This is a genomic window from Ureibacillus sinduriensis BLB-1 = JCM 15800 (assembly GCF_000772955.1).
GTDB classification, from domain to species: domain Bacteria; phylum Bacillota; class Bacilli; order Bacillales_A; family Planococcaceae; genus Ureibacillus; species Ureibacillus sinduriensis.
This window is the reverse complement of record NZ_JPVO01000052.1, coordinates 17,396-44,395: the sequence shown is the minus strand read 5'-3', so window position 1 is coordinate 44,395 and position 27,000 is coordinate 17,396. Positions and strand designations below refer to the sequence as shown.

30 protein-coding genes and 2 pseudogenes are annotated in these 27,000 nt (G+C 35.6%); 19 read left to right on the top strand and 13 right to left on the bottom strand.

What is annotated here, in order from left to right; all coding sequences use genetic code 11:
* Positions 1 to 13: 13 nt before the first annotated feature.
* The 3 genes from yunB (at position 14) to CD33_RS11865 (ending at position 2,334) form a co-directional block, all read left to right on the top strand.
* Positions 14 to 799 carry a sporulation protein YunB gene (gene yunB / locus CD33_RS11875; protein WP_235863250.1) on the top strand — a complete coding sequence of 262 codons (786 nt, stop codon included), beginning with the start codon at positions 14 to 16 and terminating at the stop codon, positions 797 to 799.
* Between the two features lie 219 nt (positions 800 to 1,018).
* Complete coding sequence (lipA, locus tag CD33_RS11870) at positions 1,019 to 1,939, top strand: lipoyl synthase (protein ID WP_036201066.1); 921 nt, start codon at positions 1,019 to 1,021, stop codon at positions 1,937 to 1,939.
* A 44-nt stretch (positions 1,940 to 1,983) separates the two neighbouring features.
* A complete protein-coding gene (locus CD33_RS11865) occupies positions 1,984 to 2,334 on the top strand; it encodes a YutD family protein (protein ID WP_036201064.1) in 351 nt (116 codons plus the stop codon).
* 123 nt (positions 2,335 to 2,457) lie between these two features.
* Here CD33_RS11865 and CD33_RS11860 read toward each other — a convergent pair whose 3' ends face one another.
* Positions 2,458 to 2,724, bottom strand: coding sequence for a DUF3055 domain-containing protein (locus tag CD33_RS11860; protein WP_036201062.1), 267 nt, complete (start codon positions 2,722 to 2,724; stop codon positions 2,458 to 2,460).
* 86 nt (positions 2,725 to 2,810) lie between these two features.
* Here CD33_RS11860 and CD33_RS11855 point away from each other — a divergent pair, with 86 nt between their 5' ends.
* Positions 2,811 to 3,272 (top strand): DUF86 domain-containing protein, encoded by a 462-nt coding sequence (locus CD33_RS11855; RefSeq protein ID WP_036201060.1) that lies wholly within the window; start codon positions 2,811 to 2,813, stop codon positions 3,270 to 3,272.
* Entirely contained in the window at positions 3,259 to 4,017 is a 759-nt protein-coding gene (locus CD33_RS11850; protein WP_036201058.1) for a TIGR01457 family HAD-type hydrolase, read from the top strand. The genes CD33_RS11855 and CD33_RS11850 overlap by 14 nt, the downstream gene beginning before the upstream one ends.
* Positions 4,018 to 4,076: 59 nt before the next feature.
* Here CD33_RS11850 and CD33_RS11845 read toward each other — a convergent pair whose 3' ends face one another.
* Entirely contained in the window at positions 4,077 to 4,313 is a 237-nt protein-coding gene (locus tag CD33_RS11845; protein WP_036201056.1) for a YuzB family protein, read from the bottom strand.
* 193 nt (positions 4,314 to 4,506) lie between these two features.
* Here CD33_RS11845 and CD33_RS11840 point away from each other — a divergent pair, with 193 nt between their 5' ends.
* The gene (locus CD33_RS11840; protein WP_036201054.1) at positions 4,507 to 5,580 is read left to right on the top strand and encodes an NAD(P)/FAD-dependent oxidoreductase; all 1,074 of its coding nucleotides are present in this window, start codon (positions 4,507 to 4,509) and stop codon (positions 5,578 to 5,580) included.
* 112 nt (positions 5,581 to 5,692) lie between these two features.
* Here CD33_RS11840 and CD33_RS11835 read toward each other — a convergent pair whose 3' ends face one another.
* A complete protein-coding gene (locus CD33_RS11835; protein ID WP_036201051.1) occupies positions 5,693 to 6,022 on the bottom strand; it encodes a YuzD family protein in 330 nt (109 codons plus the stop codon).
* 82 nt (positions 6,023 to 6,104) lie between these two features.
* Between CD33_RS11835 and CD33_RS11830 the strand changes: the two genes are divergently transcribed.
* Positions 6,105 to 6,341: a NifU family protein gene (locus CD33_RS11830; protein ID WP_036201050.1), complete on the top strand. Its 237-nt coding sequence runs from the start codon at positions 6,105 to 6,107 to the stop codon at positions 6,339 to 6,341.
* A 263-nt stretch (positions 6,342 to 6,604) separates the two neighbouring features.
* On the opposite strand, the gene CD33_RS11825 is transcribed toward CD33_RS11830, so the two are convergent.
* Positions 6,605 to 7,306, bottom strand: coding sequence for a DUF2225 domain-containing protein (locus CD33_RS11825; protein WP_036201048.1), 702 nt, complete (start codon positions 7,304 to 7,306; stop codon positions 6,605 to 6,607).
* A 216-nt stretch (positions 7,307 to 7,522) separates the two neighbouring features.
* On the opposite strand from CD33_RS11825, the gene CD33_RS11820 reads away from it, so the two are divergent.
* The 4 genes from CD33_RS11820 to CD33_RS11805 all read left to right on the top strand — a co-directional run bounded on the left by CD33_RS11820 (position 7,523) and on the right by CD33_RS11805 (position 11,771).
* Positions 7,523 to 7,897 (top strand): HesB/IscA family protein, encoded by a 375-nt coding sequence (locus CD33_RS11820; RefSeq protein ID WP_036201047.1) that lies wholly within the window; start codon positions 7,523 to 7,525, stop codon positions 7,895 to 7,897.
* A gap of 172 nt (positions 7,898 to 8,069) precedes the next feature.
* On the top strand, positions 8,070 to 9,098 hold the full coding sequence (locus tag CD33_RS11815) for a tyrosine-type recombinase/integrase (protein ID WP_036201046.1): 1,029 nt from the start codon (positions 8,070 to 8,072) through the stop codon (positions 9,096 to 9,098).
* Between the two features lie 159 nt (positions 9,099 to 9,257).
* A complete protein-coding gene (locus CD33_RS11810; RefSeq protein WP_036201045.1) occupies positions 9,258 to 9,827 on the top strand; it encodes a recombinase family protein in 570 nt (189 codons plus the stop codon).
* 846 nt (positions 9,828 to 10,673) lie between these two features.
* Positions 10,674 to 11,771 (top strand): hypothetical protein, encoded by a 1,098-nt coding sequence (locus CD33_RS11805; protein ID WP_036201043.1) that lies wholly within the window; start codon positions 10,674 to 10,676, stop codon positions 11,769 to 11,771.
* 290 nt (positions 11,772 to 12,061) lie between these two features.
* On the opposite strand, the pseudogene CD33_RS20940 reads toward CD33_RS11805, so the two are convergent.
* Positions 12,062 to 12,148: pseudogene (locus CD33_RS20940) on the bottom strand (hypothetical protein); the annotation flags it as partial.
* A 140-nt stretch (positions 12,149 to 12,288) separates the two neighbouring features.
* On the opposite strand from CD33_RS20940, the gene CD33_RS11800 reads away from it, so the two are divergent.
* From CD33_RS11800 to CD33_RS11780, 6 genes and pseudogenes are all read left to right on the top strand, one after another.
* Positions 12,289 to 12,588 carry a hypothetical protein gene (locus CD33_RS11800; RefSeq protein WP_036201042.1) on the top strand — a complete coding sequence of 100 codons (300 nt, stop codon included), beginning with the start codon at positions 12,289 to 12,291 and terminating at the stop codon, positions 12,586 to 12,588.
* Between the two features lie 565 nt (positions 12,589 to 13,153).
* On the top strand, positions 13,154 to 15,001 hold the full coding sequence (locus CD33_RS11795) for a DUF262 domain-containing protein (RefSeq protein ID WP_036201041.1): 1,848 nt from the start codon (positions 13,154 to 13,156) through the stop codon (positions 14,999 to 15,001).
* Between the two features lie 468 nt (positions 15,002 to 15,469).
* Positions 15,470 to 16,666 (top strand): putative phage abortive infection protein, encoded by a 1,197-nt coding sequence (locus tag CD33_RS19480; RefSeq protein ID WP_052130189.1) that lies wholly within the window; start codon positions 15,470 to 15,472, stop codon positions 16,664 to 16,666.
* Between the two features lie 527 nt (positions 16,667 to 17,193).
* Positions 17,194 to 17,295 (top strand): annotated as a pseudogene (locus tag CD33_RS20725) (iron-sulfur cluster assembly accessory protein); the annotation flags it as partial.
* A 140-nt stretch (positions 17,296 to 17,435) separates the two neighbouring features.
* Positions 17,436 to 17,933: an NUDIX domain-containing protein gene (locus tag CD33_RS11785; protein WP_036201039.1), complete on the top strand. Its 498-nt coding sequence runs from the start codon at positions 17,436 to 17,438 to the stop codon at positions 17,931 to 17,933.
* A 190-nt stretch (positions 17,934 to 18,123) separates the two neighbouring features.
* Positions 18,124 to 18,453: a YuiB family protein gene (locus tag CD33_RS11780; RefSeq protein WP_036201038.1), complete on the top strand. Its 330-nt coding sequence runs from the start codon at positions 18,124 to 18,126 to the stop codon at positions 18,451 to 18,453.
* A 157-nt stretch (positions 18,454 to 18,610) separates the two neighbouring features.
* On the opposite strand, the gene CD33_RS11775 is transcribed toward CD33_RS11780, so the two are convergent.
* A complete protein-coding gene (locus tag CD33_RS11775; RefSeq protein WP_036201036.1) occupies positions 18,611 to 19,087 on the bottom strand; it encodes a divergent PAP2 family protein in 477 nt (158 codons plus the stop codon).
* A gap of 235 nt (positions 19,088 to 19,322) precedes the next feature.
* Between CD33_RS11775 and CD33_RS11770 the strand changes: the two genes are divergently transcribed.
* Entirely contained in the window at positions 19,323 to 20,831 is a 1,509-nt protein-coding gene (locus CD33_RS11770; RefSeq protein ID WP_036201035.1) for a leucyl aminopeptidase, read from the top strand.
* A 97-nt stretch (positions 20,832 to 20,928) separates the two neighbouring features.
* Positions 20,929 to 21,156 carry a hypothetical protein gene (locus CD33_RS19885; RefSeq protein WP_309299202.1) on the top strand — a complete coding sequence of 76 codons (228 nt, stop codon included), beginning with the start codon at positions 20,929 to 20,931 and terminating at the stop codon, positions 21,154 to 21,156.
* A 54-nt stretch (positions 21,157 to 21,210) separates the two neighbouring features.
* Here CD33_RS19885 and mnhG read toward each other — a convergent pair whose 3' ends face one another.
* Genes mnhG through CD33_RS11735 form a run of 7 tightly spaced genes read right to left on the bottom strand, consistent with a single transcriptional unit; the run spans position 21,211 to position 26,975 of the window.
* Positions 21,211 to 21,579, bottom strand: coding sequence for a monovalent cation/H(+) antiporter subunit G (gene mnhG / locus CD33_RS11765; protein WP_036201034.1), 369 nt, complete (start codon positions 21,577 to 21,579; stop codon positions 21,211 to 21,213).
* Entirely contained in the window at positions 21,563 to 21,844 is a 282-nt protein-coding gene (locus tag CD33_RS11760) for a Na(+)/H(+) antiporter subunit F1 (protein ID WP_036201032.1), read from the bottom strand. Before CD33_RS11760 ends, mnhG begins: the two co-directional genes overlap by 17 nt.
* Positions 21,841 to 22,320, bottom strand: coding sequence for a Na+/H+ antiporter subunit E (locus tag CD33_RS11755; RefSeq protein ID WP_036201031.1), 480 nt, complete (start codon positions 22,318 to 22,320; stop codon positions 21,841 to 21,843). Before CD33_RS11755 ends, CD33_RS11760 begins: the two co-directional genes overlap by 4 nt.
* A complete protein-coding gene (locus CD33_RS11750) occupies positions 22,321 to 23,811 on the bottom strand; it encodes a Na+/H+ antiporter subunit D (RefSeq protein WP_036201030.1) in 1,491 nt (496 codons plus the stop codon).
* Positions 23,804 to 24,145, bottom strand: a complete 342-nt coding sequence (locus CD33_RS11745) for a Na(+)/H(+) antiporter subunit C (protein ID WP_036201029.1) — start codon at positions 24,143 to 24,145, stop codon at positions 23,804 to 23,806. Before CD33_RS11745 ends, CD33_RS11750 begins: the two co-directional genes overlap by 8 nt.
* Positions 24,145 to 24,567, bottom strand: coding sequence for a Na(+)/H(+) antiporter subunit B (locus CD33_RS11740; RefSeq protein WP_036201028.1), 423 nt, complete (start codon positions 24,565 to 24,567; stop codon positions 24,145 to 24,147). The genes CD33_RS11745 and CD33_RS11740 overlap by 1 nt, the downstream gene beginning before the upstream one ends.
* Complete coding sequence (locus CD33_RS11735) at positions 24,564 to 26,975, bottom strand: Na+/H+ antiporter subunit A (protein ID WP_036201026.1); 2,412 nt, start codon at positions 26,973 to 26,975, stop codon at positions 24,564 to 24,566. Before CD33_RS11735 ends, CD33_RS11740 begins: the two co-directional genes overlap by 4 nt.
* Between the last annotated feature and the right edge of the window lie 25 nt (positions 26,976 to 27,000).

Here is a 27,000-nt window from a genome sequence, read left to right as displayed (position 1 = left end):
GGAGGAGATTTTTTTGCTTTCTCGTCGTCCAAAGAGAATGATGTTTTCTGGAGTGAAGAAGCGTAAAAAACGAAAACTGTCCAATAGGTTTACGTTATTCGCGATTAGCTTTGCGATCGGTATTTCGTTATTCCTATACATATTGAATGAACGCTTGATGCCGACATATGTTCAATATGCAGAAGTGCAAACAGAGAAAATTGCAGCACATGTAGTGAGTAAAGCCATTAATTCAAGAACATCCAGCGTATTAGACGTAAATGAAATTATAGAAGATTTACCTTCCGAATCAGATTATATGGTAACTACAAAATTCAATACCGAGATTATAAACCAAGTTCGCGCAGAAACAACGGCATTGGTAAAGGAACATCTGGAATTAGCGGAACAGGGAGACCTATCCCAACTACCGGACCTCGAAAATGTGGAATATGATATAAGGGAAATCCAAAAAGGGGACGGCATCGTCTTTTTCGTTCCGATTGCCCAAGCCCTCAATCTTCCCTTACTCGGAAACTTGGGTCCGAGAGTGCCTATCCGTTTTCATATCATCGGGAATGTAGCGAGTGATGTGAAAACGTCCATTTCGGAGTTTGGCATAAACAATGCCAAAGTGGAAGTGAATATTGATTTGAAAGTAAATGTACAAATAATTATCCCATTCGCCAGTCAACAATCTACCGTACAGCAAACTATCCCAGTGGCCATTGGTCTAGTGCGTGGCCAAGTGCCTCATATTTACACGAACGGAGCTGATGGGGCACAGCCTTCTATAGAGGTCCCTATACCAATGAATTAATGGTAAGTAGTTTATTGTATCCGATTATCTGGTAACTTAACGAAAGTTAGTTGTTTTCGATTGTAATAATATGTTACATTGTCAACAGAATGTGTAATTTTTGTTAAGCGAAATAGGAAAAAAGTGAATTTCCAATTTTGCAAAAGTACAACTAAGGCTGATCGCTTCACGTACTTTCGATAAGCCAAGTTTTCTAAAATTGATAGGGGATGAATAGCAATGACAAGTAAACCTGCCAACGAGAAAGAGCAAATCTTACGAAAACCCGAATGGTTAAAAATTAAACTAAATACGAACGATGAATATAAAGGCTTAAAAAAATTAATGCGTGAGAAAAACTTGCACACAGTTTGTGAAGAAGCACGTTGTCCGAATATTCACGAATGCTGGGGCGAGCGAAGAACAGCGACGATGATGATTCTCGGGGATGTTTGTACACGAGCGTGCCGTTTTTGTGCAGTGAAGACAGGCCTTCCAAATGAATTGGATTTAGCAGAACCGGAACGTGTTGCAGATTCTGTTGAAATAATGAATTTAAAACATGTTGTTATTACAATGGTTGCACGCGATGATTTAAAAGATGGCGGCGCCGGTGTATTAGCTGAAACAGTGCGGGCAATACGTCGAAAAACACCACAGACATCAGTGGAAGTATTGCCTTCGGATTTAGGTGGTCTGGAAGAAAACTTGAAATTGTTGATGGATGCAAGACCGGATATTTTAAACCATAATATTGAAACGGTTCGTCGCTTAACGCCGAGAGTTCGTGCACGTGCAAAATACGAGCGTTCATTGGAATTTTTAAGAAAAGCGAAGGAAATGCAGCCGGACATTCCTACAAAATCATCTTTAATGATCGGTTTAGGGGAAGAATGGGATGAAATTATAGAAGTAATGGATGATTTAAGAGCCAACAACGTTGATATCATGACAATTGGCCAGTATCTGCAACCATCGAAAAAACATTTACCCGTGAAAAAATACTATTCACCAATAGAATTTGGAAAACTTCGAAAAATCGCCATGGAGAAAGGCTTTAAACATTGTGAGGCTGGTCCGTTAGTCCGCAGTAGTTATCATGCAGACGAACAAGTGAATGAAGCAACAAAAACAAGACAATTACAAGCTGAAGAAGTATAAAAAATAAATCAATTTTTTTGGATTTTAAGATAGGAGGAGTTTCGATGATTATAGCCGAGGGATATACCTATGAAATTATCGAAAATGTCCGAGAGGGTTTTAAAGAGGATGCTTTCTTAGCTAGATATTCAGATATCCTGACAAAGTACGATTATATCGTTGGTGATTGGGGATATGGCCAACTTCGTCTTAAAGGGTTTTTTGAAGACAAAAATCAAAAAGCAACTTTTGATACGAGAATAAGTACTTTAGAAGATTATTTATATGAGTATTGTAATTTTGGCTGTGCCTATTTCATCCTTCGAAAAACAGGAAAAGCGCCGAAACAATTAGAGTCATCAACTTCCAGTGTGGGAGAAGCTATCCCGGAAACAACTGCGGAAGTCGAGAACTAATCTTAAGGGGCAGGGAAGTCAGCAGGTTTATAACCTTAATGATATGGAACGTTGGCATTGCGCTGAAGAAGCAGTAAACGTAATAAAAAGGACACTCGATGAGATTTCATCAAGTGTCCCTTTTTATGCCAATAGCTCATTTAAATAGTCACGTAAATCTTCCGCTTCTTCCTCTGTCTTATTAAAGACATGCTCCAAGTATCCAGGTTCCTCTACGTCGTCTGGACCGATAATGGCAAAGCGGCCCATCTGCATATCCAGAACAAGCACTTTTCCAAAAAAACGGGAGGATTGCATAATCGCTAAATCATAGCGCAACTTCTTGCCGGTAAAGCTGACAAATCTAGTTTTTGACTCTTCTACATCATCATATAAGAAAAAACGCTCCATATTGTATAAGACCCCTTCCAATTCTATAGAATATGTTACTATATAAGAGAAATAACTATCAACTATTAATAATGGGGGAACCATTTATGTATTTTGTCGATCGTAATAAAATTTCAGTAACTTTAAAACATCTTGACGAGCTGATTTCAATTTTTGAAAAAGAGGAAAATTGGTTACAAAATGATATTACAGTCCTAGCTTTGCAACGTATTGGCCATAATACGATGGAAGCGTTGATGGATGTTGGTAACTTAATCATTGATGGGTTCATTATGCGTGACCCAGGGAGCTATGAAGATATAATCGATATCTTGGTGGATGAAAAAGTGATTTCAGACGAGATGGAAGAGCCATTTAAAGAGGTTGTAGGACTGCGTAAAATGATCGTGAGGGAATTTGTGCAGGTAGATAACGAATATGTTCTGAAAGTGCTTACAAACAATATGCAGGCCATTAAACAGTTCTCTTCCCTTGTTATGAATTATCTAGAAAACGAACTCGGCCCTGTTTCAGCATTTTTGCCGGCGAACGCTAATGAAGAAGTATAAAGCTTACTGTTTTGATTTGGATGGAACTGTTTATCGTGGGAAAAAGGGGATTGATTCAGCTATCCGTTTTATCCACCAACTAGAGGAGGAACAGTTGGACTATTTTTTTGTAACGAATAATTCATCAAAAACACCGGAACAACTTCAAAAAGTTCTGGCTGATATAGGGATTGACACCCCTGCAAATCGAATTTATTCGAGTGCTTTGGCAACAGCAAAATACGTTGTGCAGCACTTTAAGGAAGCCAAAATTTTTATGATCGGTTCAGATGGAATTCGTACCGCACTAGAGGCGGAAGGGTTGGATCTGGTGGATACGGATGAAGCACGCCCTGACGTAGTGGTAATGGGGATTGACCGAACAATTGATTATATGAAGTTGGTCAAAGCTTCCCTTGCTTTACAAACAGGGGCAAAATTGATCGGGACTAATGAAGATATTCGTTTTCCATCCGAACTAGGGTTTATTCCTGGGAACGGATCTTTTGTAAATTTAGTAGCGAACGTGGCACAGGTGGAACCTGTTTTTGTAGGGAAACCTTCGCCGGTCATGTTGGAAGTGATCCAGCAGGAGTATGGCTTTGAAAAGGAAGAGATGGTCATGATTGGGGACAATTATGATACGGATATATTATGTGGAATCCGGTTTGGTTGTGATACGATACATGTGAATACCGGGGTAGTCAAAACAGAGATCGTTTTGCAAAAGGACCAAAAGCCTACATATTGTATTGAAGAGTTGTAAGTGTCTACAAAAAAGTTCCGCATACAAATTGTGTGCGGAACTTTTTATATGATAAACCCCTAAAAAAGCGGGTTTTCTTCAATATATTGATAAATCTTTTTTGTTAATTCTTCAGGTGTATCGGCTTCTACGATATCACCATTAACAAGTGCATATAAATTTTGGTCGCATAGTGAACAATAACTTAGGCACCCGTATTCAAGAACATCAATGTCTGGATCGTTTTCTAGAATATCATAAGTCTCTTGAGCACCGTTTGCTAGATTACTAATACAAAATTCTACTAATGGATTCACGCCGTTGTCACCTCACAATGACATGCTACTCTGTTTTTTAGTTTTCGTCAATAAATGAGTTTTTGTGAAACTTTTCACAAAAATTTCCCTAAAGATATTGTGAAATATCTCACAATAAGTTATACTCTTTATGGATAAATTGTGAACGATTTTCACCTGATACAAATCAACAATAGATATAGGGGAGTATTATATGAGAAAACTAGTTTTGCTAGGTGGAGGATACGGAAATATGCGTATATTGTTACGCTTATTGCCTAATAACTTTCCAGAAGACACAATTATTACTTTAGTTGACCGAACACCACATCACAGCTTGAAAACGGAATTCTATGCATTGGCGGCTGGTACAACAACAGATAAAAATGTTCGCGTTAATTTTCCGGAACATGAGCGACTTAAACGAGTGTATGGAGAAATTACAAAAATTGACCGAAAAGAAAAGGTCGTATATTTGGAAGATGGCCAAACAGTTTCTTATGATGACTTAGTAATCGGCCTTGGCTGTGAAGATGACTATCATAATGTGCCTGGAGCAGAGGAAAACAGTTATAGTATTCAAACAATCGCAAAGTCACGCTCAACGTTTGAAACTCTTTGCGGTCTGCCGCCGGGTTCCGTAGTGGGGATCGTCGGTGCCGGACTGAGTGGAATTGAGCTGGCAAGTGAGTTGCGTGAAAGCCGTTCAGATTTGAAAATAAAATTATTTGACCGCTCTGCACGTATTTTACGTGATTTCCCTGAAAAACTAAGTAACTATGTAAAGGCTTGGTTTGTTAAACATGATGTAGAAGTAATTGCGGAATCGAACATTACGAAAGTAGAACCAACACGCCTGCACAATCACGAAGAAGTAATCGAGGTAGATGCAGTAGTTTGGACAGCCGGCGTACAGCCAGTTAAAATTGTTCGAGAAATGGACGCAGAAAAAGATCGAAAAGGCCGTCCGATTGTCAACAAATATTTCCATCTGAATGATGATGAAAATGTTTTTGTAGTTGGAGACTGTGCTTCTTCGGATCTGCCTGCGAGTGCACAGCTGGCTGAAGAGCAGGCTGAACGTATCGTAAAAGTGTTAACCAAACGATGGAGAAACGAACCACTTCCAGAAACAATGCCGCCCATTAAATTAAAAGGCTTTATGGGCTCTTTAGGGAAGAAGCAAGGCTTTGTACATTTAGCGGATACAACTGTTACGGGACGTATTGCACGCTTAATGAAATCAGGTCTTTTATGGATGTACAAACGTCAAAATGATTCTCAATAACAACAAATAATTTTCAATTAACTGAAGCATAATAAATAACTACAAAATCTCTATGAACTTGTTGGTTTAAGCTGAACGGTCCAATAGAGATTTTGTTTATTTTCGAGTGATTTTATTCAGCGGCAGAAAACCCATGTTTTTCCAGAGTTGAGAATATTGGTTGGATTTGTATATAGCCTTCACCGACTACGTTACCGTTGATCAGAACGAGCGGGTAGAAAAATTCATCATTTTGAATACGCTCCGCCCATTCTTTATCAACTTCGTTTTCTAAAGGTTGTTCTATATCGATATAACGAATAGAGAAGGAATCCTTCGGGTATTTCCGGCTAATCGCAGCTTGTAGCCATTCATATGTATCTTTCGATGATGGTGCATTGACACAGCTTGCACAGATTACTTCAGTACCATAAACTTCGATGATGGGATTATTTTCTTTCATAGGATCACCTTTCTTAAACTCAAATTATGGATTTTTTTCTTTCTTCACATTATAATTATTTTAATGAAAGGAGTCGAGGGAAATGACAGAATTAGAACAAAAAGAACAAGTACAAGAAGTTTTAGATAAATTACGTCCTTTTTTACTTCGCGATGGAGGAGACTGCGAATTAGTTGACGTAGAAGACGGAATCGTACGTCTACGCCTATTAGGTGCTTGCGGCAGCTGCCCAAGTTCTACAATCACACTAAAAGCGGGTATTGAACGTGCTCTTTTAGAAGAAGTCCCAGGTATCGTAGAAGTGGAACAAGTCTTCTAATAAAATATGCCAATAAAGTTCGATTCGGAAAACAACATGGTTGTATTCCAGAATCGGGCTTTTTATTTATTAGAAGGGTTAAACAATATATTGAATTAGGGTTTGTCAAAAACCAAAGGGGAGCTAAAGCTTTTATTTATTATATTTTGTGCTTCTTCTATGAAGAGGTACTTCAGGGGATAATTAGGCACGCGCCCACCTAAACGTGCCATAATTGAAAAATGCCTCAAAAGGAAGCAACCTCCTTCTGAGACATTCTATAATTATACAGCTGTAGCTCTCACTTTTTCGCGTTCTTCGCGCACCAATTGCCATTGTTCTTTCGCCATGTCAATTAACTTTGCCTCTCCGCCAATATGTTGACTTTCAATAATTTTGGAGTAATAGCGTGTTGCCATCTCTAAATCGCCAGTTCGTCTTGATAGTTCAGCAATCATATAGATTACACGCGTACTAGACATTTGAGTGGATGCATAGTCTTCAGTTGAATACGATTCGGTATATTGATCGCGCGCTAGTTTGAGGAACCGTTGTTCTTGGTTCGCATTTTGAAGTTTGCGGTACATCCAAGCGATTCGTAGGGCAAGTCCGGCGAGTGTAACAAATTTCTCTTTCTTGATTGTCCCGCACACAAAAGCCAATTTATAAGTTTCCAATGCTTGGGTAAGTGAACGTTCCTTATGGTAGCTTCGTTGAACCCATCTTGTTGAAATTTGTTGGGAGATTTGCTCTTTCACACCAGGAGCGAAGTATTTTGAGAAATCTTCCGTAAAAGAAAAACCACAATGTTCGCAAACAAAAACATTATAATAAAAAGCGGGCACAGAAGATTCAGAATATATTGGGCAAAAATCCGTATCTGTACTGTCGATTTTAACTAATTTGGAACGAATTTTTGTAGTAGAAAAACTTTTATTGCAGCATAGACACTCAACTTTTTTCTCATAGAAAGGTGATAATTCCATACAATTAGACCCCTTTCAAAGCTTTATTTTTAAGACTATTATATCATTTAATTTTTAGAAAGTAGTGAATATATTTTACTATTTATCGCATAGCAAGCATTTATAATATATCTTTGACAAAAGGAATGAATGTGGATAAACCGAGCTTGCAAGTACACATATCTTTCTTTTTATGGTGTACCTTGATATGATATAGGTAGAAGGAAGGTGAATGGGATGACAAGTGAAAAGAAAGTAATTGAATTAACTGAAGCGGCTTCGATTCGTGTTAAAGAGATGCAAAATCATAACGAAGAAGAAGGCTCTTTTTTGCGTGTAACAATTCATGGTGGTGGCTGTAGCGGTCTTTCGTATGGCATGAATTTCGACCAAACCCCTGGTGAAGAAGATTATTTAGATGAGCAACACGGTTTGAAAATTCTTGTTTCCCGAGAAGACGCACCAATCTTGATGGGAACGAAAATTGATTACAAACAATCCTTAATGGGCGGCGGTTTCACCATCGACAATCCAAACGCCATCGCTTCATGCGGTTGCGGAACTTCATTCAGAACGGCCAAAGTTGAAGGTACGCCAGAGGTTTGTGAATAACAACGATAAAATAGAAGGTAATTAGGGATTGTGAATTACAGTAGAAATCGGCGTGTACACAATCCTTTAAATGTATAATAACAACCCTAAAATGTACTGAAAAGGGTTGTGAATAACAAGTCTCTTTGATTGTGATGTTGCAAAACATGACTAATTGAGGAGGCTTTTTTGTATGGAATTAAAGAAAAGAAAACGTACAGCAATTGGAAAAATGAGTCTTGAGAAGGACTATCCGAAGATTGATTTTGAACAAGCTATTGATTTTGTAATTGCGGGTAAAAGTGCGGAAGGGCTTAGACCTCGAACATTACGTGATTACAAAAAAGACTGGGGATACTTTGTTAATTGGCTCAATGAAAACTATGAGATAGAGTACATTGATGAACTCACACCACAAATCTTTAGGGATTACATTAATTACTTAAAATATGATGCTAAGAAGTATGAAGGGCATAAATTTATTAAGGAAGAACAAGGAATTGGACTTGCTGACACAACCATAAATATTCGTCTTAGAGTTTACAGAGCGATGTTTAATTTTCTTGAGAGAGAAGAATTAATAGCATATAACCCAATGGACTCTGTTAGGCTTTTAAAGCAAGATATAGACCTCACAAACTGCTTCACTGATGAAGAGGTCAAAGAACTTTTTAAACAACCAAATCAACGTGATTATGTTGGGTTCAGAGATTATGTTGCAATGAATTTACTTCTTGATTCTGGGATTAGAGCAAATGAGCTATTGAGTCTCAGAGCAAATGATATAGATTTTCAAACACGATTTATAACTTTACAAGGGGAGGTTAACAAAAACCGTAAGCCTCGTATTATACCAATATCCGCTCATACAGTAAAACTGCTGTTACAGTTAATAGGGGAAAATAAGAAACATTTCACAACAGATAGGATTTTTTTATCTCAGTGGGGTGAGCCTCTTGGTCAAAACCAATTTAATAAGAGGTTGAAATACTATGCAGATAAAGTAGGCATTGAAGGAAAGAAAGTCACAGCACACGTTTACCGTCATACTTGGGCTAAGAATATGACTCTTAATGGTTGTGATGCCTTTACACTTCAAAAGATGGGCGGATGGAGTGATATTAGAACTATGAGAAGATACATTCAAATGGATATCGATGATTTAAGAAAGTCACATGATAACTTTTCGCCAGTGATGAATTTACTCAATAAAAAGAAATAGAAAGTAACTACTGTGACAATTCATTGAGTAATTAGTTTCAAGATAAGCCAAAGTGGTGTCATAACTTTTGAGATATGAGAACGATTATTAGATTCAGTTTTTATAAGGTGCTAGATGGTGCCAGAACTAAGTGTCTTTAGAGGAAGGAAGGGGTTTAAAATGAAAGTATACGGATATGCTCGTGTATCAACTTTAGGACAAGATTTAGAAAGTCAATTACATGCACTAAAAAACGAAGGGGCAATCGTTATATACAAAGAGAAGTTTACGGGAACTAGGACAGATAGACCACAATTTAATGAACTACTTAGTTCATTAAATGAAGGGGATAAACTAATAGTAACCAAGTTAGATAGATTAGCCCGTAATACTAAGGAAGGAATTGAAGTGATTGAATCACTTTTTTCAAAAGGTGTAAGAGTGCATGTATTAAATATTGGGTTGCTCGAAGATACAACAATGGGAAGATTTTTCTTACAAACATTATTAGCTGTTGCGGAAATGGAACGCAACTTAATTATTGAACGTACGCAAGAGGGGAAAGTGATAGCTAGAAGTAGAGAAGGATATCGTGAAGGGCGAAAACCAACCTATACAAAGAAACAATTAGATCATGCTTTAGAATTGCTAAAAACTCATTCCTATAACCAAGTTGTTGAGTTAACGGGTATTAGTAAAAGTACATTGATAAGAAATGTTAAAAAGAAAAAAGAGAATGAGGTAATATAAATTAAGACTTAGATTTGGGTGGGCAAAGAAAAAAGTGTTGAATGAGATACTAATAATAGATGATGTTTTATTAAATAATGCATGTGCGACTACGTAAAATCGTAGTCGCTTTTTCTAATGGGGGGAATGGATTACAGTAATTTGGTTCTATGTCGTTATAAATTTTGAGAGAATACTCTTATGTGTATTCTCCAATTAAAAATAATTACGATAACGAAAAGTAATTATGATAATAAGATTAAAACTTTATCTAGAGTAATTCAAAATATTAGTAAAGTGAACAAAAAAGTTGTTAATTTTGTGCCATTTTTTATGAAAATATGAGAAGTGTGTGATTTTCAGATTATTATGTATAGATATATATGGAAGTTTTTTTTGAAAATAGAAAATGAAGTAAATAGTATAGAATTAAAAATGAATATTATGTCCTCTTTTTACTCCTCACTTTTGGTGGGAGTTTTGTGCATTTGATAAATTTTGTGTACGTTGAAGCCAAAAATATAGAAAAATTAAAGTGAAAAACAGTATTAAGTATGAGGGCGATTAAACTCCAGTAATGAGTTGGAGTTTTCTTTTCTATTATCTGTTGTTAACAATTGTAGGTATATTTTATTAATTATGTTTTTGGTTGATATATTTAAGTAATTGTTTTAAGAGAAGTTAACTTATAGAAAGGGGGCGATTTAATTACTGTAGAAAATAATTCTTATTGTTAATCAAATTCCTACTTTAATCGAGAAAAATCTAGGGACAAACTAAAGGAAAAAAGAAATGGCTTAATCGTAAAAGATTAAGTCATTTTTTATTGTTAATTTTTAATTATGTCAAATATAAGGAGTATAAAAAGTGGCAAAAAAAAATCAGGCATTCTTTAATAGAATACAATTACAAAATGAAATTTTTAATGTTGGAAAGCATGAACATAAAGTATTTATGCCAAATGAAATTTTTACTGAACTAAAAGGATATGAAAATGATGAAGGAGTTTTTGTCGAAGGATTTTATGATAAAGAAGGGAGAAAGATAAATGAATTTAAATCTTCTACACATATCGCATTTGCTTATGCTTATGTGTATCTTTCACATTACATGTACCGATATTGTAAGTACTATACTTTATGGAATAATAGTTTAGATGGAAACAAATCAATAGATGAAAGTATGATTAAAAGGATTTTAGGTTTTCCTTCTAAATCAAATTCCTACTCATATATCACTAAAAAAGGCGGTATTCTTGATAGATTAGGATATATTAGAAAAGAAAGTGATAGACCACTTGAATGTATTCTACATGAACATATGATTACAAATGGGGTGTGGGAGATTAATCACTTTGTTATGACAAGTGAATATCCAGAGAATTATGGTAATAGTAAAAATAGAAAAATTAACTTTCCTGTTAAAGCATTTTATAGAGGAGTATGGGCAGAAGAAGATGGATATAATAACGGTACTTTTTGGGAAATAGAAAACACACATATGATTGATATTGATATTTTTATGTATTGCATGGCAGATAAAGATTTAGGTGTTGAAGCGTTTTATATGTATAGTTTTCTATTATACCAAAATGATAAATTTAAAAAGGGATTTACATGTTCAATTGAAAATTTAGTATCAGTGACGGGATTAACAGTAGAAATTGTAAAAAAACAATTAAGAAATCTTGAAAAAAGAAATATGATTACCAATAATCACATGCCATTTTGTAAAGATAAACCAGAGGGGAAAAAAACAAAAGCAAATACTTACGGTGTGAAAAATTTTGGAGGGTTTTCAAAAAGTTTTATTGAGTGGAATGTTATTCCTAAACAAAGAAAGTTAAGTGCAAAACAGTACGAAGAAGAAATTGGTTTTATTGTAGATGATATAGATGAGAAAAATGATGAAACAAATTTAAGTAGAGGTAGAGATTTAGTCTTAGAAGAGAGTCCATTTGAATAAAAATATTTGTTTAAAATTTAATGATATTAAAAAACCGCTTTTAGACGCACTTATATAATAAATTAATAATATAGAAAAAGTATAAATATATTTATATTATATATTAAATAAGTGCGTCCTAAAAAAGGTTTTTATATTTATAAACTTTTCAAAAGGCAACTGGATATATAATAGTAAATGAAATCGAAGTTTAAATCATAGTGTATTTAATTTAAGTCCAGTCTTATTGGTTTAAGTAGGAAGCCTTTAGTGGGTAATATTTATTCGTTCTTTTCTAAATTACAAGTAGATCATAATGCTTGTATGTTTGATTCCAATTCATCTCCAACTAATTTAAATGGAATAATATGATCAAAATGCGCATTGCTCAATGTAACTTTAGAATGGCATTAGATACAACCGTGTTGTTGATTTACTAAAAAAACGATAGTTCTAGGTTAATTGTTAGACAAAAATAACATTAATTGTTAAAGTGATAGTACTCCAGTGATCTTAAATTAGAAAGGATTGATTTGGTATGGGTTTAACTAAGAATATGATGCTAGAGTTTCAAGAAGCTGAATTAAATGAATACGAGGAATTGAAAGATTCAGACTTAAACGGAAAAATAGAAAATATAAATGATGAAATAACAGCTTACTACGAAGATATTCAAGAACAATTAGAGAATCTTCTAAGTAATGACATTGAAGATGAGTTTGAAAAAGATATTCTAACTGGATCGGTAGAAGAAATTACAAAACTAGCTATTAGTAAGAACGAGTTATTAGAAAAAATCGCACGTTTGGAAGAATTAGGAAGAAAATTTAATAAATAGTTATAGAAGCACTCCTATGTGCTTTTAGACGTCGACTAAATACCTTCAGATTGTTCTCATTCTGAAGGTATTTTGTAATCATTGATAGGTTGTTTACTGTATACCACATGCTTATCTTTTGTATCTACAAAGACACGTTCAATTGTTTCTTTATGTTCTGTACTGATTAATATTTTTCAGCTCTGATTCAAGAATTCTGTTCCCTTGAATCTACTCTCGTATTTTATAACAAAGTGAAAATAAAGGGCACTTTGTCAGTGAAGGTGTAACCTAATATAAACTTGTATTTTTGTGTTGTATACAGTCTGAGATCAGTATATAAGTATAATTAGTTTTTTTCAGGGGCACTAGTGTAAACTGCTAATTTATAATTTACATTTGTACTAAATAAAATCTAAGTTTTATTTAGTATAATTTATAGAATGAATAATAGGTATTGTTGGAATAAACTCCTTAGATTAAGGAGCTAATATTTTGTCACTATAGCCTTCATACTAAACAGATGTTTTAAAAGTCGATATGCTATAATATTAAAAGATTAGATAAGTTTAAGAGAGGAATTAATATGATTAAAAATGGTATTAGCTCAGAGCTATTAAATATAAAGTCTTTTTTATCAGATGACTCATATAAGTTTTTGATCCCCGATTTTCAAAGGGATTTTGTATGGGGACAAGAGGAAGTACAACAATTACTAGATGATTTATCCGAAGATACTAATGGTTTTACATTAGGCGAAGATGACCTAGAAGGATATTTATTAGGAAATATCGTATTAATTAAACCAACAGATAATGAACGTTATCTAGTAGTCGACGGGCAGCAACGTCTTACTACAACAACGTTAATTTGTAAATCATTAGAGGAAATTGTTGAAGCCAAAATAACTTCATCTCAAAATGCAAAAGAAATAAAAAAATGGCAGATGAAACTAAATGACATAGTTCAATCATATGCAATTTTGGATAACGACGATGAAATTAAGGATTGTAAATTAATACATGATGTTGCACTAAATTTTGGTAAGGTGTATAAAAATATACTCTATAATAAACAGTATGATGTAAAACTAGAGTCTGATTCGAAAATAGAGGAAGTCTATACAACAGCAAAAGATTATTTAGAAGAATTAAGTGATGATCAATTGAAAAATTTCATTTCTTATTTTAAAAGTAGAGTCTACTTCATTGTTACTGTATCAACGAGTTATAACAAAGCGTTTCAATTATTTGAAGTACTTAATGATAGAGGGAGAAGTTTAGAACCACTTGATTTAGTGAAAAATTTGTTCCTTAAGACTATCTCTAAAGACATTAATAGAAAAGATGATGTAGAAGAGTTTAATAATGATTGGAATGAATTTATTTCTAATCTCCAGTTGAGCCCAAAAAGTAAAATATCATCTTCAACTTTCCTAAAACATTACATAATTGGTAAATATGCAGAAAATATAAAAAAGGATATTGTATACGATTACTTTGAAACTAAGAAGCTTACTAGCATTGAAATATTTGAATTAGTAAAAGATTTAAAGAGTGTCTCTAAGACGTACTCTGAAATTGAAAAAGGAAATTATAAAATCTTCTTAGATGATCATAACATGTTTATCATTTTTAAACTTTTTAATATTAAGCAGTTACATTCTTTATTAATCCCTTTTTACCAGGGAGATATAAAAGTAAAGGAACAGGTCTTAGACCTTGGAGTAAGACTTGGAGCGTCTGTTTTATTCTCATTTACACAAATGAATTTTATCGAAAGTACTCTTCCAACAATTTTACAAAATTATTTTTCAGAAATTCAAAACGGAAAATCTACTGAGGATGCTTATAAAAAACTTGATATAGAAGCCAAAAAGATAATTCTAAGTAAATCTACTGATATTAAACAAATACTTCCATTAAGAAAATTAGAAAATGCCAATGGAAGTTTGTCTAAAAAGGCATCTGTAATTTTAAAGTTTATTGAATTATATTTACATGGTAATAGTTTAGTAATTGTGCCAGCGAAAAAACAGAAAATTACTGTTGAGCATATTTTATCTAAAGAGGTAATTTTTGATAAAGATATTACTGAAGCTGGTTTTATGTCAGTTGAGGATTTTAAAGATCATAAGAACCTTATTGGAAACTTAACTTTACTTTATAATAATGAAAATTCGAGTTTAGGAAATAAAAAGTTTGAAGATAAGATAAAATTGTATTCAGATCAAGATTTTATTATCACTCAAAGAATTGCAAAAGATTTGTTGTCCACAACAAAAGGTGGTATTAATGCAAAATTAGTTGCCTTAGTAAACGAAAAAGAAAGTAAGTATGCACCCAATATTAAGGGACATTTTGATAAAGATTCAATTAAAGATCGCTCTTCTAGAATAGCGGATTTAATATACGATTTAGTCAATCAAAAATAATTAATTAATATTAGGATATTGTGAAGGAGATAACCCTCTTAGATAGTATCTTTTAATAATATAAAGAAAAGCCACATTCTAAATAGAACGTGGCTTTTCTTTATGTTATTAAGTAGAAATTATATTTTAGAAAATTCCATTTGAGTTAATTTGTGTACTGTCATTTTGTTGGTTCATGGTTTTATGAAGGTAAAGATTATTTTTTAATAGGTACTATTATATTTCTACCTAATATAAGAATTGTTTATTTAATTTCATCTCCTCTTCTTAATTTAAACCGTTACCGACATGAAGGTGTATATGTCAACAGTGGAAAGAAAGACAAATGGAATGATATAAAACTACTAGTCGAAATGTAGTTTTAATAGTAAAATCATATTATTATGGTATAATTTGGTTCGTGAAAGTTTGATATTATTAGGTAATCAATTTAATTTTAATTACTTCTGGAGTATATCGAGGTGGAAAATGTATATTGTTAACGGTCTGCTAATTTTTATAGTCATTATTATTGTTTATTTTTATATTAATTTTGAAACAGAAAAAGATGTTAGTAAAAATAATAAAGAATTTGATGGTTGGATTAAAACTGCTGTTATTTCTGTTGGTCTTGGAGGATTGTTATTAATTACATTAATAGCTCTGAATGACACTAGTTTTGAATTTCTTCTGAATAAGCTCAAGGGAATGGGGGAAATAGGTGATGTTATAGGAGGTTCTACAGTTGCATTTTTCAATTTCGGTAGTTTTTTAATATTAATGGCGACATTTAAAGTACAGCAAAAAGAGCTTTCTTTGCAAAGAAACGAATTAATTCAAGCTAGAAAAGAATATGCAATAACTAATCAGACACTAAAAAAGCAACAATTTGAAACTACTTTTTTTCATATGGTTGGATTACATCATCAGATTTTATCTGATATGTCATTAGATGAAAAGGAATCAAGAGAATTAATTAAAAATTTATTTTTTGAGTTTAAGTTTAAATCTCATAAAGCATTTATAGAATATAAACTTAATAATGAATTAAGTTATGAACAAATTAAAATAATGTATGAAGAGATTAGTGTAAGTGATTTTGAAAATGACATTAAAGTGAAGATGGGATTAAATACATATTACATTGACGCTTATTTATCAGAACTAAATAACAATCCTAATTCTGATAGAGTACCTTATAATTTCAAAGAGTTTTACGAGGAACATTTAAAAACGGATGAACATTTATTAAAAGATAATCTAGAAGAAGTAAAAAATCGAATACTAAAGGCAGTTGTTAAGGGAAGATATTTTAGTCCTTACTTTAATACGATCAAAAATAAAGAAAAATGGAATTCAACTAAAATTCATAGGTATACAAAGTTTTATACAAAATATGAATATTTAATTGGACACTATTATAGAAATTTGTATAGAATAATTAAATTTATTAATGAAACAGAACTATTAGAAAAGGAAGAACGTAAAGAATATAGAGGGATATTAAGAGCCCAATTGTCTTCTTATGAGCTGATGATGTTATTTTATAATGTAATGTATTCAGAAAAAGGTAAGAGGTTTAAAGATCAGTTAAAAGGTCTAAACTTTTTCGATAATCATTTATTAGAGAATGAATGGATATGGTTAGACGATGAAGAAAAGATTGTAGAGCTAGAAAATGTATAATTCAAATTCAAAATAAGAGTGAAAACTGCGCAAATTTAGGATTTTCATGGATGGAGACTGAATTGTATAGATTACTGAGTTGAGTTTAATAGTTCGTACCATACCTTAGTCTTGTATAAATTGCTCCATTGTAAAGTCTCCTTCAAATATTAAAAGTTAATTATAGTTAATAAAAGAATGAAAAGATAGTTGAGTTGTTAATAAAAGAGAAAAAGACTGTAAAAGTTAAAATTACTATCACTATCTTTCTAACAACTGAAAATGAAATCGGTGTATTCCAATTATGTGAAGTCCCAAGAGAATCTGTTAATCAATTCTCTTTTTATTTTGTTCTGATAAAATTTTAGGGATCTCCTTAATTTTAGAATAGATAAAAATAGATTAAATGTGAAAGTTAGGGTACAATTAAGTCAGCGATATACACAATCATAGAGACATGGGATTCACAACCCACTCTGTGATTCATAATCCCTTAAAATCTCAATAAACGCTGATATAACAACCTTTTAATCGAAGGATGATACAGTGGCGGTTTCACCATCGACAATCCAAACGCCATCGCTTCATGTGGCTGTGGTACTTCATTTAGAACGGCCAAAGTTGAAGGTACGCCAGAGGTTTGTGAATAACATATATTTGCACGAACGATTTATTGAGCACCTCCTAAAGGATCTAAGCCCCTTTAGGAGGTTTTTTTCTTTTCTTAAAAATGATAAGTTAAGCGTAGACTAATTAGAAGTGCCCAAGAAATGGAACAAGGGGGATAAGAATGAAAAAGGATCGTGGGAAGGTTTGGCTCGGAGTTGCGGGCATCGTTATTAATGAAGAAGGAAAATGGCTCGTGGTTAAAAAGAAGTACAGCGGCCTAAAAGGGATGTGGTCATTGCCGGCTGGATTTGTTCAGTATGGTGAAACGGCAGATGAAGCGGTTGTCAGAGAGGTAGGGGAAGAAACTGGAATCCAGTGTGAAGTGACAGGATTAATAGGCTTCCGTACTGGCGTCATACGAGGAGAAATCAGCGATAACATGGCTATTTTCTGTTGCAGGCCAACAAGTGAAAGACAAAACATCCTTATACAGGAGATGGAATTGTCAGATGCCCGGTGGCTAACAGTGGAAGAGATTGCAGCAAGCGGCGAAGCTTCTGTCATGCTGGAGGAAATGGCGTGTCATGAGTTGGTTCAGCATCAACTATATAAAAAAGACGGCATAAATCCAGGGGATATTTTCGAATACTCGGCGTATCGATTATTTTACAATAAATAGGGAAAACGGGATATTCCCGAATTACTTGAAACAAAATAAACCACCAAACATTCCGGCAATTATATGACTTGCTTCATTCGATCGCCAGCATCGATTTCTAGTATTTGCACTGGTAGCAACTGCATTTATATTTGAAAGGAGTCCTTTTATCATGTAAACTAATGAGAGGAAAACGGAGGTTATACATAAAATGAGTGATTCAGTTTCGTTAGTTCAATTAATCATCTCAGTCGTACTTTTCTTCGTCATGTTTTTTGGAATCGGTTTCTTATTAAACATGTTGCTGCGTATGACTTGGTTAATGGCTATTGTTTACCCGATCGTGGTTATATTTATTATCGATGAAGTAAGTTTTCTAGATTATATTTTCAAAGCAAATACCGCTTTCCCAGCACTTATGGACAAGCTTCAAGCATTGCAAGTTGTAGATATCTCCATCCTTATAGGTGGTTTTGCAGGAGCTATCGTGGCTGGAATTGTAATGATTTATCTTCGAAAAGCAGGATACCGTATGTTCTAAGTGAAAAACACCTCGATTGAGTAATAGTTACGGTGATGATTTCTATGGGTGTAACATTGAATACGTATATTTTTAATCAGCAAAAAAACTGACTCGCAAAGGGTCAGTTTTTTTTATCATCGTAAAAATCTCAAACAATACTATATCGATAAATCCATTATACAAATAAATTATAAAATAAAATGGAGATGAGAATGCCGGTTAATGCCCCCATGAATACTTCACTTGGTTTGTGTCCCAACAATGTTTTTAGCTCTTTCATTTTTTCATCTTCATTTTTTTCCGGCCAATGTTTTACCTCGTTGAAAAAGACGGTTAGTTCATTGCGTATGCGATTGATAATTACAGCATGCTGTCCTGCCTGGTAACGTACCCCGGTGGCATCATACATGACTATACAGGCAAACATGGCCGCAACTGCAAAGATAGGGGAGTCAAGGCCCGTTTCAAACCCTACTGCCGTCGCAAGACTCGTTACGGCAGCCGAATGGGAACTTGGCATACCACCTGTAGAAGTCATCAGGGACCAATCTAATTTTTTTGTAGCAATTAAATGAATAGGCACTTTTACAAATTGTGCAAACAGTATGGAGAAAATGGATAAAAGTATTGGTGTATTTTGAAGGAGTGCCAAAACAAACAATCCCTACCTTTCTTAAGCTTTGTCTAAAGTATAGCATATCCGAACTGGCTGATTTCAATTTATAATCGATTCGTAATTTGAAATATTCGATAAATAGCAATTTCTTTACTATAATGTATATATATTCATTCAGGGGAAAATCGTTAATGCAGTGAATAGAATGAAGAATCTCACCAAAGATGCAAGTACATAAACAATGAAGTGGATTAGATGGAGGGAAATTGAAATGAAAATTGTAAAAGAACAGAAAACCTTTGAACAAGTTAATACAGAATTACTGATCGTCGGTGTTCAAAAAAATTGCGATCATATAAATGGATGGAAGGACTTCGTTTCATTCTATGGCGAAAATGTGGAAGATTGGATTCGTACTTGTGATATAGATACAGACCGAAAAAAAATAACGAAAATCCCTTATACTGGTGAAAACAAACATCTGAAGCGTGTACTTTTCGTAGGTTTGGGTGATACAAAAACTTTAACGGAGAATGAGTTAAGAGAAACTTTTGGAATAGTCGGGAAGCAATTACGAGCTTTAAAAGTAAATGAATTCTCCATTTGGCTGGAATCATTTACGGCAAGCCCTATCGATGAACAGACAATCGCCTTTTTATTTGCAGAAGGTGCCGGTATGGGATTCTATCAAACACCGAACTATAAAACGACATCCAATGAAGTTGATGTATATATGGATGCTGTTCATTTTGTAACAAATGCGGATATCGACGAGATAGCGGCAGCCTATGAAGTAGGAAAAATTTATGCGGATTCTGTGAATGAAGCACGTAATCTAGTAAATCTACCTCCAAATTTATTGACAGCAACGGAGCTTGGCAATTACGCGGAAAAGTTGGCGAAGCAATATGATTTTGAAATTGAAATTTTGACAAAGTCCGAGTTGGAAGAGCTAGGTATGGGAGGTATTTTAAGTGTCAATAAAGGATCTGTTGAAGAACCTCGATTAATAACAATTAAGTACCAAGCTACTGAAAAATGGGAAGATGTTATAGGACTGGTCGGCAAGGGAGTAACTTACGATACTGGCGGTTATTCAATCAAACCGAAAACGGGCATGGTTGGCATGAAAGGCGATATGGGTGGTGCAGCAGCTGTCCTGGGAGCGATGAAAATCATCGGGGAAGTTCGACCAAATAAAAATGTTGTAGCCGTGATTGGATCGACAGACAACATGATTTCAGGGGAGGCTTTCAAACCGGATGATGTCATTACAATGTATAACGGGAAAACGGTGGAAGTATTGAATACCGATGCTGAAGGCCGCCTTGTGTTGGCGGATGCTGTCACTTATGCAAAGCAACAAGGGGCAAATTACTTGATTGATGTAGCCACATTGACTGGCGGTGTAATTACAGCACTGGGCTTTGACAAAACGGGATCTTTAACGAATAATGAAGAGTTTTTCGATGCATTTATCGAGTCTAGTATTGAAACGGGTGAATTTGTTTGGGGAATGCCTTTAACTGAAAAGGATAAGAAGCGAATTCGTAAATCGGATGTTGCGGATCTAAATAATTCACCAGGCAGTGATGGGCATATGATCTTTGGTGGAGGCTTTGTTGGAGAGTTTGTTGAAAATACGCCATGGATTCATCTGGATATTGCCGGAACATCGGGTGCTTCCAGCGCTCATGATTTAGGTCCAAAAGGCGCAACGGGGGTCATGGTCAGAACTCTCGCAACATTTGTTGAAAGATTGGGCGAACAAAACAAGTAAATATCCTACTACTAAGAACTTTAAGTCTAGTGGGCATATAGCATACCTTTCTTATCATTTCTAACATAAGTTATTAGTGAAAAGGAGGTAGATGTTATTGGTAAATTATTATGGTGGTTATGGTGGATATGGCGGTGGATTTTCTGAATTTGGATATCCGTTTATCGGGGGATTCTTGGGAGGTCTACTTGGAAACGTAATCGTACCTGATAATAGAGGTTACGGTAGACCTTATCCTTATCCGTACCAGCCTTATCCATACTATTCCTACCCAAGATATAACCGTTACCCGCACAGACGTGGTCCTTACAGAAGATACTATTAAATAAAAGAAGCGCGAACAATGAAAAATCGCGCTTCTTTTTTCTATGGAATAAAATTACTTGAGATTTTGTTCTTTTTTCATACGTTCAATTTCCGGCTTTAAATCATCCCGTCCTGTACCAGCCCAAGGTTTAACACCTGCTATATACGAAGAACGACTCATGATATGTGCACCGACAGGACCTGTAATGAATAGGAATAATATGCCCAATAGTATGGTCGGGTTGAAATGATTCTCATTCAGCCAAAAGTGGAAGAATACCCCGAGCAATATACACATTACACCTAAAGTAGAGCTTTTTGACGCCGCATGTGCACGTGTATAAAGATCAGGTAGGCGAATTAAGCCAATCGCCGCGACCACAAGGAAGAGCAATCCACACAATATAAGGAAAACAACTAAAACGTTAGCGAGAATTGTCACGGGTAATGATGTCTCCTTTCTCTATAAATTTAGAGAAGGCAATGGTACCAATGAAAGATAGTATCGCCAATAATAATATAATCTCCAAAAAGTAGCTTGTATCGATAAGCATTGAAAATAAACCTACCAGACAGATTAGGGAAACGCCGATGGTATCGAGGGCGACTACTCGGTCAGAAGGGGTTGGACCCTTCACGAGACGATAGACAAGGGCAACGATGGATAAGACAACAATAACAATGGCTGCCCAGAGAAAATAGGTCATGAACGGCTCACCTCCAATATCGCTTTTTCGAATGAATTTTTAATGGAATCAATGGTCTCATCAATATCATTGCTATCAATAACATGTATGAATAACGATTTTGAATCGTCTGAAACATGGACAACGACTGTACCTGGCGTTAACGTTATTAAACTTGATAGAAGAGTGATCTCCCATTCCTCCGTCAACTTTGTTTCATATTTGAAAAAGGCTGGCTGCAATTCGAGTTTCGGTTTAAGTACAAGTGTTAAAACAGATACATTCGCCAATATCAACTCTTTTATAAAAAGAACCGAGAGTTTAATTACCGCCCATACACGATCAATATAAAGCCTGGACTTAAAGAATTTGCGCAAAGCGACTATCACAACAAGCCCCAAGAGATAACCGATTATAAACCGAGATACAGAATAATTAGAGGATAAAAACATCCACAAAAAGGCTAAAAATAGATTTAGTAAAATTTGAAAGGACATTTAATTTCCTCCTTTCATAACCGCATCTGTATAGATGGATGGGTCGAATAGGATTTTCGCTGCATCGCCCATGAACGGTGTCAGCCATTCTGTGCCTATACCGTAGAAAATGGATAGCACAACTAAAAATGCAGTCGGTATAAAGAGGCCATTAAATTTGGACTTCTCTACATTGCTGGAGAGTTGTCCTTCCACGCCCCAAAATGCATAAATAAAGATGCGCATCGCGGAAAGTAGGACAATGATACTGGATGCGAGTACTAAGAGGGTTGACCATGTATTGCCGGCTTCAAAACCTCCTTGTACGATTAGAAGCTTTCCAATAAATCCGCTTAATGGTGGAACCCCGACTAACCCGAATGCTGCAATCAGGTAGAACCAGCCTAGTGCCGGATAGGTTTTCATCAGGCCGCCCATTTTTCGCAAGTTGGTAGTGCCCGTTACATAAATCACGATCCCGATCAACATAAATAATGCCGCTTTTATGATCATGTCATGTATTAAATAGAAAATAGCGCCTTCCAATCCGGCCTCATTCATTTGTGCGACACCAAATAATATGACACCGACCGCAATAACAATGTTATAAATAATAATTTGTTTCACATCAAAGTGAGCAAGCGCCCCAATACAACCTGCCACGATCGTAAGGATAGCTAGTATAAGCAGTAGCTCGTGTGTATAGGATAAGTCATGTGTAAAGAATAACGTATATGTACGTGTAATAGCGTAAACACCGACTTTGGTAAGCAGCGCACCAAATAGAGCAAGTACCGGGATTGGCGGTGCCGAATAGGCACTAGGTAACCAGAAATAGAGTGGGAATATCGCTGCTTTCATTCCGAATACTAGCAAGAATAGAACAGCAATCACTGTAAGAATGCCTGGTTGATTGATTTCTGCAATTTTCAATGAAATATCAGCCATATTTAAAGTCCCGACAACAGAATACAGATACGCAACGGTAATAACAAAAAGAGCAGAAGAAATGACATTGACCAAAATATACTTAATAGATTCGCGCAATTGTGCTTTTTCTCCACCAAGCACAATCAACAAATAAGAAGCCATCAATAACACTTCAAAAAATACAAACAAGTTGAAAATATCACCTGTCGTAAATGCCCCGTTGACCCCCGTGATTATAAACATGATCCCGGGGTAATAGAAGAACTGTTCGCGCTTTCTCCCTATTGATGCGAACCCATACCATACGATAAACATGGCAAGTACCAAAGTTGTCAGTACGAGAAGTGCGGACATCATATCAGAAACCATTGTTATGCCGAATGGTGCCGGCCAGTTGCCAAAAGTAACGATCTGTGGACCGTTTTCACGTACATTCAAAACAAGCCCGGCTGCACAAAGAATTGAAAGTACAAGCCCAAAGATGGTCATAATCCGCTGATAAGCAATTTTCTTTTGCCCAAACATCAAGATCATCGCGAAGAAAAATGGAATGATAATCGGCAATAAAAGAAAGTTATTCATTGTCCTCACTTCCTTTCATTAATGTCATATCATCTGTTTTTAGTTCATGGTAAGCACGATAGGCAAGTACTAAAAAGAAAGCCGTGACACCAAAACTAATAACAATCGCTGTCAAGATCAAAGCCTGTGGCAGCGGGTCGACGAAGTCTGTCACGCCCTCGCTTAAAACAGGGGGTGCACTGCCCTTGAAACTGCCCATCGTCAGAATCAGCAAGTGGGCTCCGTGACTCAATAAACCGGTTCCAATAATTATCCGGAGAAGACTGCGGGATAAAATCAAATAGATTGCGGCCATAAATAGAAAGCCACAAACAAATGCCATAACTATTTCCATTATTCATCCTCCCCAATTGTTTGAATAATGGTCATCGTCACACCAACAACAACCAAATAAACACCTAAATCGAATAAAGCTGCGGTATGAAGGGATGTCTTTCCTAAAATAGGCAAATTATAATAATCGAAGTAATGTGTGAAAAACGGCTTTCCGGCAAACATGGAGATGGCAGCTGTCCCTAAAGCCAGGATCAGGCCGCTTGCCACCATATAAATATAATTGATCGGCAGGATGGTCTGAACCGTTTTTAAGTCAAATGCAACAATCAGCAACACAATGGCACTTGCCGTCACCAAGCCTCCAACAAATCCTCCACCGGGTGTATAATGGCCGGCGAAGAAAATGTGAACAGCATAGAAGAAAATCATGAAAAAGACGAGTTTCGCAGTGAACTGGATAATGACATCATTTGTTTTCATAGTTTTTCTCCTTTTCTGCTCAAGCGGAGCTTAATCATTCCGAAAATAGCAATTCCTGCAATGGAAAGTACAGCGATTTCGAAAAGTGTATCAAATCCCCGATAATCTACTAAAATAACATTTACAATATTTCCACCGCCAGCTAGTGAATAGACAGTTTCCTTGTAATACTCGGAAATCGAACCAATCAATTTTTGTGAATGGGCTGATAGAGCAACTAGTGTCACCATTGCACCGACTGCTATAGAGACAAAAGCTCTACCGAATCTAAAGCGAGTGCGTTCTTCTTCCTTTTTGTACTTTGGTAAGTGGTAAAAGGCAAGCAAAAACAGCGCAACCGAAATTGTTTCAATAACCAGCTGTGTGAGCGCTAAATCGGGTGCGTTAAACATGACAAAGAACAGCGATACCGTGTACCCGACCAATCCCAACGACACAATGGAAGTAATCCTCGATTTTGCAAAAACTGTCGCAATCGTTCCTATCACTAAAACGATGATCAAGATAATCTGGTAAACGCGGATGGGAGTTGCACCAACCAGGGTTACTTTAAATGCATCCTGGATAAATAGCGTTGCAATTACACTGATTGAAATTGCCCCGAGCATATAGCTTAAGTAACGTCGGATGGAACCCGTCATATATAATCCGGAAAATCCTCCAACCCATCGATCAAATAATTCATAGATAATAAAGTCATATAAATTATTCAACGTTAGTTTTGAAGGGAATAGATTGTACACCTTTTGCCACTTGGAAAGTGTTAAAAATAAAATAAGTCCAAGAGCTATAATGCCGATCGTCATAAGCAGTTCGGTCGTGATATGGCCATGCCAAGCAGCAACATGGATATCTATTTGCCCCGGGCTACTGTAAAGGAAAGGCTGAATGGCCATGACAGCCGGTTTAATAAAGGAATCGGCCACCACATTCGGTATGAAAAATAGCACAACGACAAGTGCTGCCAATATTACCGGAGAGATTAACATGCCGACGGGTGCCTCATGCGGTTTATGAGGTAAGCGATCAACCTGTCCTTTTCCTGTAAATGTTTTAAATACAAAGTAAAAACTATAAATAAAAGTGAATACACTGGCAATCCAAGCAATGATCGGGAATAAAATTCCCCATGTCGTGAAATTGAATAATTCAAATTCCGTAATGGACAGCATTGCTGTCAAAAACATTTCCTTGCTTAAGAAGCCATTAAAAGGAGGGAGGCCGGCCATGGAAAAACTGCCTATTAAAGCAACCGTGAAGCTGACCGGCATAATACTCATCAAGCCGCCAAGCTTCCGGATATCACGAGTGCCTGTTTCATGGTCGACAATACCTGCTATCATAAATAAGCTACCTTTAAAGGTTGCATGATTGATCAGATGGAAAATTGCTGCAAAGGCTGCATACTTGAAAATTGTATCCTGTGCTCCATCGACATGGAAGGCGATGGCCCCGACTCCAAGCAAAGACATAATGAGGCCAAGTTGACTGACGGTCGAAAAGGCAAGAATTCCTTTTAGATCCGTCTGTTTCAGTGCAAAGAAAGAACCCCAGGTTAACGTTAGTAAACCTATTCCTGTTACTAACCAAATCCAAATTTCCGAACTTGCAAATATAGGTGTGAAACGCGCTACTAAATAAATCCCGGCTTTCACCATTGTTGCCGAGTGAAGGTAGGCACTGACAGGTGTTGGCGCTTCCATTGCATCTGGCAACCAAATGTAGAATGGGAACTGGGCAGACTTTGTAAACGCACCCAAAAGAATCAAGATAAGTGCAACTGCAAAAAGATCATTTGTTGCGATTTCCGCAGCTTGACCAATCAATTCCCGAATGGAGAAGGTATCCCCCATAATTGATAATAGAACAAATCCGCCAAGCATCATCATGCCGCCAGCAACTGTAATCATCATTGATTTCAATGCACCGAAACGGGATTTATCACGATTGTTCCAATATCCAATTAATAAAAATGAGGATATCGAAGTTAACTCCCAGAATAAATAGAGTGTCATCATGTTGTCTGATTGAACGACACCGAGCATGGCACACATAAACATTAAAAGATAGATATAAAAGTTATGAAGTTGCTCTTTTGTACGATCTAAATAGAAAATCGAATAAAGAACGACAAGAGCCCCTATGCCCGAGATAAGAATAGAAAATAACAAGCTTAACCCATCAAGGTACGACACGAATGAAATGCCGAGTGATGGAATCCAATCTAACTGCGCAATTACTGAATCCCCCTTGGAGATTGTGGGTACAAACATTGCATAGTAAATAACTAGAAAGATTGGTACAACTAAAACGAACCATCCAGTATGTATTGAACTGATTTTCTTAAAGAAGAAAGGCATGAAAAGCGCAGCTAGTAGTGGAATAAAAATACATAGTACTTGAAACAAAAATAATCCCCCCTTCAGAATAAAA